11 protein-coding genes, 5 pseudogenes and 1 other annotated feature are annotated in these 14,865 nt (G+C 46.4%); of the genes and pseudogenes, 8 read left to right on the top strand and 8 right to left on the bottom strand.

Going from position 1 to position 14,865, the window contains the following annotated elements:
* Positions 1-157: 157 nt before the first annotated feature.
* A complete protein-coding gene (locus FTV17_RS13850) occupies positions 158-772 on the bottom strand; it encodes a recombinase family protein (protein ID WP_000904906.1) in 615 nt (204 codons plus the stop codon).
* A gap of 125 nt (positions 773-897) precedes the next feature.
* On the opposite strand from FTV17_RS13850, the pseudogene FTV17_RS13845 reads away from it, so the two are divergent.
* Positions 898-1,953: pseudogene (locus FTV17_RS13845) on the top strand (DUF4158 domain-containing protein); the annotation flags it as partial.
* Between the two features lie 54 nt (positions 1,954-2,007).
* Here FTV17_RS13845 and FTV17_RS13840 read toward each other — a convergent pair.
* Positions 2,008-2,712 (bottom strand): IS6-like element IS26 family transposase, encoded by a 705-nt coding sequence (locus FTV17_RS13840; RefSeq protein ID WP_001067856.1) that lies wholly within the window; start codon positions 2,710-2,712, stop codon positions 2,008-2,010.
* A 129-nt stretch (positions 2,713-2,841) separates the two neighbouring features.
* On the opposite strand from FTV17_RS13840, the gene FTV17_RS13835 reads away from it, so the two are divergent.
* Positions 2,842-3,657 carry an aminoglycoside O-phosphotransferase APH(3')-Ia gene (locus FTV17_RS13835; protein ID WP_000018326.1) on the top strand — a complete coding sequence of 272 codons (816 nt, stop codon included), beginning with the start codon at positions 2,842-2,844 and terminating at the stop codon, positions 3,655-3,657.
* A gap of 153 nt (positions 3,658-3,810) precedes the next feature.
* Here FTV17_RS13835 and FTV17_RS13830 read toward each other — a convergent pair whose 3' ends face one another.
* Positions 3,811-3,990 carry a hypothetical protein gene (locus tag FTV17_RS13830; RefSeq protein WP_000902128.1) on the bottom strand — a complete coding sequence of 60 codons (180 nt, stop codon included), beginning with the start codon at positions 3,988-3,990 and terminating at the stop codon, positions 3,811-3,813.
* 91 nt (positions 3,991-4,081) lie between these two features.
* Positions 4,082-4,786, bottom strand: coding sequence for an IS6-like element IS26 family transposase (locus tag FTV17_RS13825; protein ID WP_001067856.1), 705 nt, complete (start codon positions 4,784-4,786; stop codon positions 4,082-4,084).
* A 60-nt stretch (positions 4,787-4,846) separates the two neighbouring features.
* Between FTV17_RS13825 and FTV17_RS13820 the strand changes: the two are divergent.
* Both FTV17_RS13820 and FTV17_RS13815 read left to right on the top strand, forming a co-directional pair.
* A pseudogene (locus tag FTV17_RS13820) lies at positions 4,847-6,685 on the top strand (Tn3 family transposase); the annotation flags it as partial.
* Between the two features lie 156 nt (positions 6,686-6,841).
* Positions 6,842-7,387 carry a DNA-binding protein gene (locus tag FTV17_RS13815; protein ID WP_127800924.1) on the top strand — a complete coding sequence of 182 codons (546 nt, stop codon included), beginning with the start codon at positions 6,842-6,844 and terminating at the stop codon, positions 7,385-7,387.
* A 50-nt stretch (positions 7,388-7,437) separates the two neighbouring features.
* Here the strand turns inward: FTV17_RS13815 and FTV17_RS13810 are convergent.
* Positions 7,438-7,692, bottom strand: a pseudogene (locus FTV17_RS13810) (transposase); the annotation flags it as partial.
* Between the two features lie 165 nt (positions 7,693-7,857).
* Between FTV17_RS13810 and FTV17_RS13805 the strand changes: the two are divergent.
* Positions 7,858-8,148, top strand: a complete 291-nt coding sequence (locus FTV17_RS13805) for a type II toxin-antitoxin system HigB family toxin (protein ID WP_016165531.1) — start codon at positions 7,858-7,860, stop codon at positions 8,146-8,148.
* 1 nt (position 8,149) lies between these two features.
* Positions 8,150-8,551, top strand: coding sequence for a type II toxin-antitoxin system HigA family antitoxin (locus FTV17_RS13800; RefSeq protein ID WP_035268402.1), 402 nt, complete (start codon positions 8,150-8,152; stop codon positions 8,549-8,551).
* 343 nt (positions 8,552-8,894) lie between these two features.
* Here the strand turns inward: FTV17_RS13800 and FTV17_RS13795 are convergent.
* Positions 8,895-9,825, bottom strand: a pseudogene (locus FTV17_RS13795) (IS5 family transposase).
* 216 nt (positions 9,826-10,041) lie between these two features.
* Between FTV17_RS13795 and FTV17_RS15570 the strand changes: the two are divergent.
* The gene (locus FTV17_RS15570; RefSeq protein ID WP_225531283.1) at positions 10,042-11,409 is read left to right on the top strand and encodes an ISNCY family transposase; all 1,368 of its coding nucleotides are present in this window, start codon (positions 10,042-10,044) and stop codon (positions 11,407-11,409) included.
* Here the strand turns inward: FTV17_RS15570 and FTV17_RS13780 are convergent.
* Positions 11,334-11,888, bottom strand: a pseudogene (locus tag FTV17_RS13780) (IS3 family transposase); the annotation flags it as partial. The gene FTV17_RS15570 and the pseudogene FTV17_RS13780 overlap by 76 nt on opposite strands.
* Positions 11,484-11,600 (bottom strand) — a sequence feature (AL1L pseudoknot). It overlaps the preceding pseudogene by 117 nt.
* 162 nt (positions 11,889-12,050) lie before the next feature.
* Positions 12,051-13,223, bottom strand: coding sequence for a replication initiation protein (locus FTV17_RS13775; protein WP_127800989.1), 1,173 nt, complete (start codon positions 13,221-13,223; stop codon positions 12,051-12,053).
* Positions 13,224-14,079: 856 nt separating this feature from the next.
* Between FTV17_RS13775 and FTV17_RS13770 the strand changes: the two genes are divergently transcribed.
* Positions 14,080-14,859: a ParA family protein gene (locus FTV17_RS13770; RefSeq protein WP_179990956.1), complete on the top strand. Its 780-nt coding sequence runs from the start codon at positions 14,080-14,082 to the stop codon at positions 14,857-14,859.
* Positions 14,860-14,865 lie beyond the last annotated feature (6 nt).

Genomic DNA, 14,865 nt, shown 5'->3' with positions numbered 1-14,865 from the left:
AAAGTCATTTGAATGATTTCTTCTTGGTCTACGTGTCATAAAATACTCCATATATTGATGTTTATAACATCATTTGGGGAGCAAAATATCACTTATAAGTGTTGTTCAAATTTCCTGATCCACCTCTGTGGCTCAACCTGCGAAAAGAAACGAGTTGCTACGTAAGTCCGAGAACATGCTTTCCATGGTCTCTGAGCTCGCCTTTGGGACCGACATATCGGTAGAGAGTGACGCGCTCGATGCCGAGTTCCTTGCAGAGATCGGAAACTGAAGTATCGCGCTGGGCCATGGCGGCTTGCGCGAGACGCACCTGAGCTTTGGTGAGCGCGAATTTTCGTCCGCCCTTGCGACCGCGCGCTCTCGCGGAGGCGAGACCCGCCATGGTGCGCTCTCGGATCAGATCCCGCTCGAACTCGGCCAAGGTGGCGAAGATTCCGAACACCATGCGACCGGACGCAGTCGTGGTGTCGATCTGAGCGCCCTTTCCAGTCAGAACCCGCAGGCCGATCTTGCGGTCTGACAGCTCCTTCACCGTGTTGACCAGATGGGCAAGCGATCGTCCGAGGCGATCGAGCTTCCAGACCACCAGCACATCGCCGTCACGCAATGACTTGAGGCAGGCAGTCAAGCCAGGGCGATCATCACGACCGCCGGAAGCAAGATCATCATAGATATTGTCCCGTTCGACACCTGCGGCGCGCAAGGCGTCGTGCTGCAGGTCGAGAGACTGCGAGCCATCGGCTTTGGAGACGCGGGCATATCCGATCAGCATGTATCACAAACGTTGGTTTGAGGCGGCGCTTCGGCCACGATTGCATTGACCTCTGGAAATGTATCTCAACCAGCTTCATAAACAAAGCGTCTTGAACGCTATCAGATTTTGAAAAAGGAACATGTATGCCGCGTCGCGTCACTCTAACCGATCGGCAGAAAGACGCGCTGTTGCGCTTGCCGACTTCACAGACGGATTTGCTCAAGCACTATACGCTGAGTGATGAAGACTTTGGGCATATCAGGCTGCGTCGGCGCGCTCACAACAGGTTCGGCTTCGCCCTGCAATTGTGTGTCCTGCGCTATCCCGGCCGGGTGCTGGCTCCAGGCGAACTGATCCCTGCAGAGGTCATCGAATTTATCGGAGCGCAGCTTGGCCTGGGTGCCGACGATCTCGTAGACTATGCTGCCCGCGAGGAAACACGGCACGAGCATCTTGCCGAGTTACGGGGGCTCTACGGCTTCCGCACCTTCTCCGGACGTGGTGCGAGCGAGCTGAAGGAATGGTTGTTCCGAGAAGCCGAGATGGCGGTGTCGAACGAGGATATCGCCCGTCGCTTCGTAGCCGAGTGCCGACGCACCCGCACTGTCCTTCCCGCGACATCCACGATCGAGCGGCTTTGTGCCGCGGCTCTCGTCGATGCCGAGCGACGCATCGAGACGAGGATCGCCAGTCGGCTGCCTATGTCGATCCGAGAACAGTTGCTGGCATTGCTCGAGGAGACGGCTGATGATCGGGTGACCCGTTTTGTGTGGCTGCGCCAGTTCGAGCCTGGCTCGAACTCTTCGTCGGCCAACCGGCTGCTCGACCGGCTCGAATATCTGCAACGCGTCGATCTCCCCGAGGATCTGCTTGCCGGCGTTCCTGCCCATCGGGTGACTCGTCTGCGCAGGCAGGGTGAACGGTATTATGCCGACGGCATGCGCGATCTCCCGGAGGACAGGCGGCTTGCGATCTTGGCTGTTTGCGTCTCGGAATGGCAGGCGATGTTGGCCGACGCAGTGGTCGAAACCCACGACCGGATCGTCGGCCGTCTCTACCGTGCTTCGGAGCGTATTTGCCATGCAAAGGTCGCAGACGAAGCGGGGGTGGTGCGTGACACCCTGAAATCCTTCGCCGAGATCGGGGGCGCCCTGGTCGATGCACAGGATGATGGCCAGCCGCTGGGCGATGTCATCGCGAGGGCACTGTTGCAAAGTTAGCGATGAGGCAGCCTTTTGTCTTATTCAAAGGCCTTACGTTTCAAAAACTCTGCTTACCAGGCGCATTTCGCCCAGGGGATCACCATAATAAAATGCTGAGGCCTGGCCTTTGCGTAGTGCACGCATCACCTCAATACCTTTGATGGTGGCGTAAGCCGTCTTCATGGATTTAAATCCCAGCGTGGCGCCGATTATCCGTTTCAGTTTGCCATGATCGCATTCAATCACGTTGTTCCGGTACTTAATCTGTCGGTGTTCAACGTCAGACGGGCACCGGCCTTCGCGTTTGAGCAGAGCAAGCGCGCGACCATAGGCGGGCGCTTTATCCGTGTTGATGAATCGCGGGATCTGCCACTTCTTCACGTTGTTGAGGATTTTACCCAGAAACCGGTATGCAGCTTTGCTGTTACGACGGGAGGAGAGATAAAAATCGACAGTGCGGCCCCGGCTGTCGACGGCCCGGTACAGATACGCCCAGCGGCCATTGACCTTCACGTAGGTTTCATCCATGTGCCACGGGCAAAGATCGGAAGGGTTACGCCAGTACCAGCGCAGCCGTTTTTCCATTTCAGGCGCATAACGCTGAACCCAGCGGTAAATCGTGGAGTGATCGACATTCACTCCGCGTTCAGCCAGCATCTCCTGCAGCTCACGGTAACTGATGCCGTATTTGCAGTACCAGCGTACGGCCCACAGAATGATGTCACGCTGAAAATGCCGGCCTTTGAATGGGTTCATGTGCAGCTCCATCAGCAAAAGGGGATGATAAGTTTATCACCACCGACTATTTGCAACAGTGCCGATAAAAATATATCATCATGAACAATAAAACTGTCTGCTTACATAAACAGTAATACAAGGGGTGTTATGAGCCATATTCAACGGGAAACGTCTTGCTCGAGGCCGCGATTAAATTCCAACCTGGATGCTGATTTATATGGGTATAGATGGGCTCGCGATAATGTCGGGCAATCAGGTGCGACAATCTATCGATTGTATGGGAAGCCCAATGCGCCAGAGTTGTTTCTGAAACATGGCAAAGGTAGCGTTGCCAATGATGTTACAGATGAGATGGTCAGACTAAACTGGCTGACGGCATTTATGCCTCTTCCGACCATCAAGCATTTTATCCGTACTCCTGATGATGCATGGTTACTCACCACTGCGATCCCCGGGAAAACAGCATTCCAGGTATTAGAAGAATATCCTGATTCAGGTGAAAATATTGTTGATGCGCTGGCAGTGTTCCTGCGCCGGTTGCATTCGATTCCTGTTTGTAATTGTCCTTTTAACAGCGATCGCGTATTTCGTCTCGCTCAGGCGCAATCACGAATGAATAACGGTTTGGTTGATGCTAGTGATTTTGATGACGAGCGTAATGGCTGGCCTGTTGAACAAGTCTGGAAAGAAATGCATAAGCTTTTGCCATTCTCACCGGATTCAGTCGTCACTCATGGTGATTTCTCACTTGATAACCTTATTTTTGACGAGGGGAAATTAATAGGTTGTATTGATGTTGGACGAGTCGGAATCGCAGACCGATACCAGGATCTTGCCATCCTATGGAACTGCCTCGGTGAGTTTTCTCCTTCATTACAGAAACGGCTTTTTCAAAAATATGGTATTGATAATCCTGATATGAATAAATTGCAGTTTCATTTGATGCTCGATGAGTTTTTCTGATAGTTAGTCTTTGTAGAGACACAAACCTGAAATTCCGGACACCGCGCTTCAGGACATCTCCCTGGACGCCGATATCTGGCAGTATCCGGACGGTACTATCGAACGCCGGGCCAACGGTACTACCCTGCCCTTTATGACTGACGACCGGCTATCTCACCCACGCACTTCTCCCTGAAATTTAGCATCGTCGCGGTTAATGTCGAAAATTTGCCACCTGACGTGGTTGGCATCGAGGGTGAAAACTGCCGTGGCGAGGGTGTTCTCCTCATCCGGATCGTCGGCAGCCAGCCGGTATTCACCGGCATCAATTTTCAGATTGATATCGTGCAGCACCTGGGTGGTGCCGAAATGTTTAGCGACCGCGCTAAATTCGGCACTGTTGCAAAGTTAGCGATGAGGCAGCCTTTTGTCTTATTCAAAGGCCTTACGTTTCAAAAACTCTGCTTACCAGGCGCATTTCGCCCAGGGGATCACCATAATAAAATGCTGAGGCCTGGCCTTTGCGTAGTGCACGCATCACCTCAATACCTTTGATGGTGGCGTAAGCCGTCTTCATGGATTTAAATCCCAGCGTGGCGCCGATTATCCGTTTCAGTTTGCCATGATCGCATTCAATCACGTTGTTCCGGTACTTAATCTGTCGGTGTTCAACGTCAGACGGGCACCGGCCTTCGCGTTTGAGCAGAGCAAGCGCGCGACCATAGGCGGGCGCTTTATCCGTGTTGATGAATCGCGGGATCTGCCACTTCTTCACGTTGTTGAGGATTTTACCCAGAAACCGGTATGCAGCTTTGCTGTTACGACGGGAGGAGAGATAAAAATCGACAGTGCGGCCCCGGCTGTCGACGGCCCGGTACAGATACGCCCAGCGGCCATTGACCTTCACGTAGGTTTCATCCATGTGCCACGGGCAAAGATCGGAAGGGTTACGCCAGTACCAGCGCAGCCGTTTTTCCATTTCAGGCGCATAACGCTGAACCCAGCGGTAAATCGTGGAGTGATCGACATTCACTCCGCGTTCAGCCAGCATCTCCTGCAGCTCACGGTAACTGATGCCGTATTTGCAGTACCAGCGTACGGCCCACAGAATGATGTCACGCTGAAAATGCCGGCCTTTGAATGGGTTCATGTGCAGCTCCATCAGCAAAAGGGGATGATAAGTTTATCACCACCGACTATTTGCAACAGTGCCATCGCGAGTGGGTCAGGGTGGGACGGCTTAAAAACCCTTGTTGCAATGGCAACCAGGCTGACCGCCACCATGGCCGACGATCCGCTCAATCATGTGCTCGACGGTTATCACCGCTTCCGCCGATACGCTCCACGCATGTTGCGCCTGCTCGATCTGCGAGCTGCGCCCGTTGCACTGCCGCTTCTGGAAGCGGTGACGGCCCTTCGTACCGGTTTGAACGATGCCGCGATGACCAGCTTCTTGCGGCCCAGCTCGAAATGGCATCGCCACCTTCGGGCCCAGAGGGCTGGCGACGCTCGCCTATGGGAGATCGCGGTGCTGTTCCATCTGCGCGATGCGTTCCGCTCCGGAGATGTCTGGCTTACTAGGTCCCGGCGCTATGGCGATCTGAAACACGCACTCGTTCCGGCACAAGCCATCGCGGAAGGCGGTCGTCTCGCTGTGCCATTGCGGCCGGAGGAATGGCTGGCAGACCGGCAAGCTCGCCTCGACATGCGGTTGCGCGAGCTTGGCCGTGCCGCTCGCGCAGGCACGATCCCGGGCGGGTCGATTGAAAACGGCGTTCTGCATATCGAGAAACTCGAAGCCGCCGCGCCGACAGGCGCCGAAGATCTGGTGCTCGATCTCTACAAGCAGATCCCGCCCACGCGCATCACCGATCTCCTGCTGGAGGTGGATGCGGCGACCGGCTTCACCGAAGCGTTCACCCATCTGCGCACAGGAGCACCCTGCGCTGACCGGATCGGGCTAATGAACGTTATCTTGGCGGAAGGGATCAACCTCGGCTTGCGCAAAATGGCGGATGCGACAAACACCCACACCTTCTGGGAATTGATCCGCATTGGACGGTGGCATGTCGAGGGCGAAGCCTATGACCGGGCGCTGGCCATGGTGGTCGAGGCACAGGCAGCGTTACCCATGGCCCGGTTCTGGGGCATGGGCACGTCGGCTTCGAGCGACGGACAGTTCTTCGTCGCTACAGAGCAAGGTGAGGCCATGAACCTGGTCAACGCGAAATATGGCAATACCCCGGGCCTGAAAGCCTATAGCCACGTCTCCGACCAATATGCGCCGTTCGCAACCCAGGTGATTCCTGCAACGGCAAGCGAAGCGCCTTACATCCTCGATGGCCTGCTGATGAACGATGCTGGACGCCATATCCGCGAGCAGTTCACCGACACGGGCGGCTTCACCGATCACGTCTTTGCCGCATGTGCCATTCTCGGCTACCGGTTCGCTCCGCGCATCCGCGACCTGCCATCCAAACGGCTCTACGCGTTCAATCCGTCGGCCGCCCCGGCGCACCTGCGAGCGTTGATCGGCGGAAAGGTCAACCAAGCCATGATCGAGCGCAATTGGCCCGACATCCTGCGCATCGCCGCCACCATTGCTGCCGGGACCGTCGCGCCAAGCCAGATTCTGCGGAAACTCGCCTCCTATCCGCGGCAGAACGAGCTCGCGACAGCCCTGCGGGAAGTCGGTCGCGTCGAGCGCACCCTGTTCATGATCGACTGGATTCTGGATGCCGAACTCCAACGGCGTGCCCAGATCGGGCTCAACAAAGGCGAAGCTCATCATGCGCTGAAGCGGGCAATCAGCTTCCACCGCCGCGGTGAAATCCGCGACCGTTCCGCCGAAGGCCAGCATTACCGCATCGCCGGCATGAATCTGCTCGCCGCCATCATCATCTTCTGGAACACCATGAAGCTCGGCGAGGTCGTTGCAAACCAGAAACGCGATGGAAAGCTGCTATCGCCCGATCTCTTGGCCCATGTTTCGCCGCTCGGATGGGAACACATCAATCTCACCGGAGAATATCGCTGGCCAAAGCCTTAGCGTAGGATTCCGCCCCCTCCCGCAAACGACCCCTGAATTGGTTTGAATATACGGGTGAGTTTTAGCTAGTCATAATTCATAAAAAATATCGATTGTGTACTGTACTGTAATGTACTAAAATACGATACAGTACAGTACACAATAGGAAGTAAACCCATGGCAATCACTAAATCAGATGTGGCAAAAGCCATCGAATCCCTTGCAGCACAAGGCTCAAACCCAACTAACGATAATATCCTTGCGGTTCTTGGTAGCGGCTCAAAGACCACTATCAACAAATACCGCAAAGAGATCCTTGAAGAGCAACTGGCGGCAGCCGTTACTACGGCAAAAACTCTGAAAGATGCGGAACTTGTTACCGTGTCACAAGTCATTGCAACCCTATTGCAAGAACGGATTGATGCAGTACAAGGCGGATATGCGGAAACAGTGCAACAACTGGAAAAGCAGCTTGCAGATACCACAGAAAAACTGGAACAGGTGCAAATCAAACTTGATGAACAGGTCAAACAAACTGATGACACCACCGACAAGCTGAAAGTCGCTCTTGCTAGTACAGATAAGGCAAAAGAAGACTACAACGCCTTGCAAGCCAAATATGAACAGCTACTCGAAAAATCAGGCTCGATCAAATATGTGGAATCACAACTCACTAATGCAAATGCACGGATAGCTGAATTAGAAAAACAGATTACAATGTAAAAAGACAAGTAACTGACGCTATGAATATCACTGATATTCGGGGCTGCTCAACCACAGAGTTTTATCAGACTTTGCACAAAGCCAGTGACCATACGTAAAGACCTACGGAATAATGATTTAATCATTAAGCAGCATTGGATAGCTGCGTCGGAGTATGTTTGATTTCGCCCTTGTTTGCCTTTTTATGGAGCATACCATTGCGTAGCAGGATCAAACCAAATGGCAATATTTCCGCGACTCATGAGTGCTCGATTATATGCGGGCCAATTGGTTGTGCGGTAGATTTTGTGTGTAGGCTTCTTCATTTGAAAATTATATCGCTGAAAAAGCCTTTACAGATAGGTGTGTGCAACAAAGCCTCTGATAATTAATAAAGCGCCATTTGGCGCTTTATTCATCCTAGCCCTTCAATATTGCAAAATGCGATAATTTGTTTATACTTGATTTATAGCAAAATGCGATAAAATGTTATGCATGTGATCACCCACGCTAGAATTATAGAAGCAATGCACAAGTGGCCACAGGCTGAAACGGCATTAGATGGTTGGTATCGAACCATAAAGGCAAACGATCCGAAAGATTTTGCTGAGATGAAACAGCTCTTTCCAGCTGTCGATAAAGTTGGAAAGTTCCATGTATTCGATATTGGCGGGAACAAGATCCGACTTATTGCCGTCGTGATGTATCAAGCAAAACGTGTGTATATTCGTCATGTCTTGTCCCATAAAGAATATGACAAAGGTCATTGGAAGGAAGGTTAGTATGAACGCGATGATTAAACAGGCCGTAGACCACTGGCACTACGTTGCACCATTGCTCAGCAAGCCAGAAAATGAAGACGACTTTCATACACTTGTTGAAGCTTTAGATGAACTTTTAGATACCGTTGGTGATGACGAATCTAATCCTTTAATGGGGCTTATTCATCAGCTTGGTGATTTGGTTTCTGATTATGAAAATGAGCATCTTCCTATGCCTAAAGGGGATGGTCGTGCTGCTTTGGCTTTTTTGATGGAGCAACATGGTTTAGGTCAGTCTGACTTAGCAGAAGTTGCAACCCAATCTGTGATTTCTGAGATTTTAAGTGGTAAACGCCAACTGAATATTCGTCATATTAAGGCATTGTCTGAGCGGTTTAATGTATCGGCAGATACGTTTTTCTAAAAGATAGGGCGCCGTGAGCCGCTCTATTAGTAATCAATTTGAATTTCTTGTTAGTCTTGATATTTCAATTTAGCTTTGTTGCACAATTTTGACTTATGGCTTGATATTTAGAGCAACTTTCTTAATTATGGGACTAATTGGCTTAATCGGAGTCTTAATCTTTAGTTTAATAATTTTTGAAAAAATCTCTTTTGAAACTCCCAAAAAAAATGATACTACGTTAATTTCTAAATAAGTAATAACCCTATGCATATCTTTGCATAGGGCTAGATAATATTTTTAGGCTGTTAAGGCTTTGTTGCACAAAGATTTGAAATGCAAAGCGCCCCTAATTGAGCCAAATTTAAGGCGTAACTTGGGTAACTGGTCGACCTAATTCCGTAAATCTGTTGAGGACTGCTACACGTGCATGAATCTCATTCACCTGACTAGGAAAGCTTCTTGCCATTAATTTATCGCCTAATAATTTGATGCAATGCATCTTGGTTTCCACCAAACTGCGGCGATGATAGCCTGACCATTTTTTCCATAGTGTCCTGCCTAAACGTTTAACTGTTCGAAGTAATTCATTTCGCGCTAGCGAGCTACTCTTTGTATCTTTCCATGGTTTCGCATTTTTTCTAGGTGGAATCACCGCATGTGCTTGCCGATCTGCAATGACCTGACGGCATTGCTTGGTGTCATAAGCTCCATCGGTATAAACAGAGTCAATCTGCTCATCTTGAGGAATCTGATCGAGTAAATCACCAAGTACTTGTGAATCACTCACATTATTTGTAGTGAGTTGAATAGCGCGTATTTGAAGGGTTTTGATCTATACCAATATGAAGTTTACGCCATTGGCGACGATATTCAGGTCCATGTTTCTTGCGTTTCCATTCGCCCTCACCTAGAAACTTCATGCCTGTAGAGTCTATGAGTAGATGCAGCCCATCGCTACTTTTTTGGTAGCTGATTGCAATATCAATATGCTTTTGTCTTCTACAAAGCATACTGTAATCTGGTGCGGTCCAATTTAATCCACAAAGTTTAATCAGACTTTGCACAAAGCCAGTGACCATACGTAAAGATAGACGGAATAAGGATTTAATCATTAAGCAGCATTGGATAGCTGCGTCGGAGTAGGTTTGATTTCGCCCTTGTTTGCCTTTTGATGGAGCATACCATTGCGTAGCAGGATCAAACCAAATGGCAATATTTCCGCGACTCATGAGTGCTCGATTATATGCGGGCCAATTGGTTGTGCGGTAGATTTTGTGTGTAGGCTTCTTCATTTGAAAATTATATCGCTGAAAAAGCCTTTACAGATAGGTTTGTGCAACAAAGCCAACTTAAAGTACTATGTACTTAATTTAACATAATCACTATTATACGCAATGGACTTGTAACTCCAAAATAGAAATGTCCGGTTTCTCCAAAGTAAAAATGTCCGCTTTTAGAATATGCACTTTTGCAATTTCCTTAGCGGACGGTTTGATATGTTGGTGTCTATGTCGGATAAAGAACTTAAACGATTGTCGGTCTTGCAGGAAATCTGCGATCAACGCATAACTCAATCCCAGGCTGCTCAGCTACTTCATATTTCAGAACGTCAGATCAGACGCTTACTGCAGAAATACAAAGCCCAAGGTCCAGCTGCATTAGCCCATGCCGGTCGTGGCCAAATCAGCAATTCTAAACTTCCTGAAGAACTCAAACTCAAGTGCCTCAATATTGTTTCTGACCAACTCCATGGTTTCGGACCCACTTTAGCGCATGAAAAGCTCACCACCGTACATGGATTCGATCTTTCAGTAGAAACCCTGCGTTCTTGGATGATTGCAGCTGACTTATGGATGCCTCGATCCAAGCGCCTGAAACGACCGTATCAGCCTCGTTACAACCGGGATTGCTTTGGTGAACTGATCCAAATTGATGGCTCACACCATGACTGGTTTGAAGGACGCGCTGCTAAATGCTGTCTGCTGGTGTTTATCGATGATGCTACAGGAAAATTGCAGCATTTACGCTTCTGTGAGTCAGAATCAACCTTTGACTATATGATTTCAACACGCTTATATGTCGAACAGCACGGTAAGCCTTTAGCGTTTTACAGCGACAAACATTCAGTCTTTAGAGTGAATCAAAGCAGCAAGAAAGACACCAAGATTACCCAGTTTGGACGTGTACTCAGCACCCTGGCCAATGCCTTAAAACAGGTGGTGCTGCAACAGCGGGTGATCCATGCCGATGAAACGCCGGTCACCATCATGCGGATGGGTGAGAATGATAAAAAACCGAAGAAAGGTTATGTCTGGGCCTATGCCACTACACAGTACAATCCAGTTCAAGCCGTGATCTATGACTTTCAGGATAGTCGTTCAGGTCAGCATGCTGAAGCGTTCCTGAAAGACTGGCAGGGCCATCTGGTCTGTGATGATTACAGCGGTTATAAAGCACGCTTTAAATCAGGTCAGGTCATTGAGGTGGGCTGCATGGCGCATGCGCGTCGTAAATTCCATGAACTGCATGTGACCAAAAAAAGTCAGGTCGCTGAACAGGCATTAGTGCTGATTCAGAAACTGTATGCCATAGAAGCAGAACTCAGGAAAAAGACCGATGGTACAGCAGAACAGCGCCGCGAATACCGACAACAGCATAGTCAACCGGTGATGCAACAACTGTATGAATGGCTCAACCAACATCAACTGACTGTGCCATCGAGTTCTCCAACCGCCAAGGCGATCAATTACACTCTGAAGCGTTGGCCAGCTTTAAGCCGCTATCTGGATAACGATTGGTATAACGGTTGCCAGACCTTACGCACACCATATCGACCTAAACTTTCTTTCCAAATACGTTTGATTTGCTCTGCATGATGTAAATCATGCTGAACACGTTTCGCTCGATGTTCTGGGTTATCAACGAGATCTAAAGCCCGATAATAGGTCGAAGCTGCAATCGGTAAAATTCTACAAATCGCTTCAACACCATATCGATCTTTATTGTTCTGGATAAAATCCACCATTATTTGTGTGGGCGGTCGAGCTCCGCCTGGGCGAAAAAAGCGGCTGCTTTACGTAGAATTTCATTGGCACGTTTTAATTCTTTAATTTCACGTTCCATTTGCTTCATTTTTTCTTGGTCAGATATCTGTTGTACTTTGGCAGGATTTAGTTGATCCATATGCTTTAAATACCAAACACGCAATGTTTCAGGAGTACAACCCTTGCGCAGCATGCTGCTCAGGTGCAATAGCTGTGATTGCAGCCCAAGTAGAAGGATAATCTTTTTCAGATTCAATCAATAATTGAACCGCTCTTTCTCTGATTTCAGGGGTATATTTTGGTTTTGTCATTGGAACATTCTCTCAAGAAAGTTGGTCTCCGACAAACCCGGTACGGTTCAGTCTCAATTTTCACACTTTATGCAACAGAGTCGTTTTTATCCTAAGGTCCTTACCACTTGTATTCTTTACGAACATATATCTAAAAAGTGTAGCAAGTTGCTACACTTTTCGCTAGATCAACTCTTTACCAAAAATATCATTCAGTCTTTCACGAATACTATGGACGAATTCCGGATTACTTTTAAGTTTATGCTTCATATTTCGTTTAAAGTCATTCAACCCCATACCAATTTCAGCAAAATCCATTTGGAATAAAGTGTCATTAATGACAATATTTGCTTGAGAGTCAGTGAGGCATCCTACTTTTTTAAACCACTTCTTGAACTGCTGATAATTTTCATCATTATTAAAAATATACCAAGAACGTACATTCATATCGAATTTAGCCCCTAATTCTTTTACGGATGCATTGTCTTCAAATGGAACATCAAGATAGATTTTTTCAATCACTGCAAATTCATCCAGTGCCTTATCAGCAATCCGATGATGCAGTTTAAAATTCACACCTACAATTGGACGGCCTTTCTTAACGGTTTCATACTCTAACTGTAGATCTGTATTTTCGTTAATTTCTGCCACTATTTTGTCTAATACATAGCGTCTAAAATCTACCCAGCGATCATATTTGGTTTCATTAATATCAATCAGTGCTTTCAAGTTTTCTAAAAGTAATGGCACTTCATAACTCTTTTGATTGGCGTACTTAAATTCGTTTTTAATGAAATAAGTATAAAGACTCATACTGGCAACAGAATCTAGGGCAAAAAGATGTTTTAGCTGATAGGTAGTAAAATTACCCCCAGCCAGTTGAGTGAAATACGGCAACACCTCACTGGTAAAACGAATCTGAATCGCATTTTTAGAATCATCTTCCCATCTTAACTCACGGATAATGGGAACGACAGAATGTACTTTTTTAGTCTTTCTCTTACCATTATCAGCTGGCTCCTCAATAATAAAATGAGCTACCCGGGATGAAAGCTCTTTATAAATCCGATCTATTGCAACATTAATTGAATTACGTTTATTTAATCCTAGTAAATCTGCCAAATCATCCTTATACAAATAAATATAAGTTTGTTCGGTAATTTCACCATCTACCCTATTTTTCTCACTATAATTCGCAACCGCCATTGCATATAAAAGTGCCTTATATTCATTGGCTGATAATTCGATTGGGCGAATTAAACGGTTACTGGTACTGACAACGCCATTATGGCGAATGTTGCCTATACAGTAAGGAATATAATTCGATTCTTCTTGCAATGGTTCAGATTCTGTCATAACCGTGATATTTATAATTTAACTTAGTTTTTATATACAAAAGTGGAAAAACTTTCAAGACTTTCACCACAATATTCTAAAAGTGGAAAGTTTGTCATCAAAAAGAAGCATTTTAGCCGATTTCCTGCACTTAAAGTGGAATTAATTATAATCTTTCCACCCCATGATGACAGACCTTCCACCTTTAGTCTCGAAATTACAGTTCAGAAGGTCTATTTTTACTTTTTTCATTCAGGTCTAGTTAGGTTAAGTCAGATAAAAACCCTGATGTGACAAGGCTTCCACCTTTTTGTTAGATTTAAAAGGTATAACTGCACATATAATCATCAGGAAATATCCAATAAAAACAGATTATCCACAGGTTAAGAAGATACAGTGACAATCTTTCCACCTTTAAAGCTTAGTTATGAGACTTTATTAACAGCTTAAATATTTGTTTTTTAAATTATTTTTAAATAAAAATAGCAGTTATAAAAATAGTAGTGACAAACCTTCCACCCTAGTGACAGACCTTCCACTTTATAGTGACAAACCTTCCACTTTATAGTGACAGACCTTCCACTTTACGGTGACAGACCTTCCACTTTATAGTGACAAACCTTCCACTTTATAGTGACAAACCTTCCACTTTTAAAGTTACAAGCACTTGTTTTATATAATAAAAATATGATCCTAATTATTAATTAGCTAAATAACTAATTATTCTAATTTTTAATTAAGCTAGCTTAGTTAAAAATTTATTTTTTAAGTTGTTTTACAGCTGAATAAATAGGATTTATAAATTTAAAAACTATAGTAAGATGAATGAAAGTTATTTATATTACTAAACATTGAAATAAGGAAGCATCTGACACGCATGTCTGCAAAAATTATTACTGTTGCTAACCATAAAGGCGGATGTGGCAAAACAACGACTGTTGTACACCTAGCCTCAGAACTTGCCAATCTTGGCTACAAAGTTTTAGTCATTGATTTAGATCCTCAAGCAAACGCAAGTTTACACATTGGGATCCAACATCCAAGCGAAATTGCTGTCACTACAGCAGAATTACTAGTGGGCGATATTTCGTTGTTGGCAGATGCATTACAAGAAGAAACGAACTTTGAAAAAGTATCATTAATTTATGGTTCCTTAAATTTAGGAAAAACTGAAGATCAACTAAAAGAAGAAGCTCCCCGTCCTTCTGAAGAGTTAAATATCAAGTTAAAACTATTAAAAGATCTTTATGATTTTATATTGATCGACTGTCCACCTAGCCTTAAATTATTAACAAGCAATGCCTTGGCATCTTCAACACATGTCATTATCCCTATCGAATCAGGATCACAATATGGATTGTATGGGGTAACAGATCTTTTAAATCATCTTGAAAAAATCAAACGTATTAATCCAGATTTAGAGCTTTTAGGCGCTTTACTAATTAAGCATGATGAACGTCAGAATGTCTGTAAGCTGATTCGGGATGAAGCCTTGAAACAGGTAGGTAAAATTTTAGAAACCACAATTCCTCAAAGTACTAAAGTCAATCAAGCAGCGATTCTGCAACAACCACTTTTGAAAGTAGAAAAAAATTCAAAAGTACGTAAGGCTTTTGAAAGCCTTGCCAATGAAATTGTAGTGAAAATTAAAACCTGAGAGCAT

This window comes from Acinetobacter sp. YH12239 (assembly GCF_013417635.1).
Taxonomy (GTDB): Bacteria; Pseudomonadota; Gammaproteobacteria; order Pseudomonadales; family Moraxellaceae; genus Acinetobacter.
Note: the sequence above shows the minus strand (reverse complement) of the source record. Positions and strands in the feature narration are given on the sequence as shown.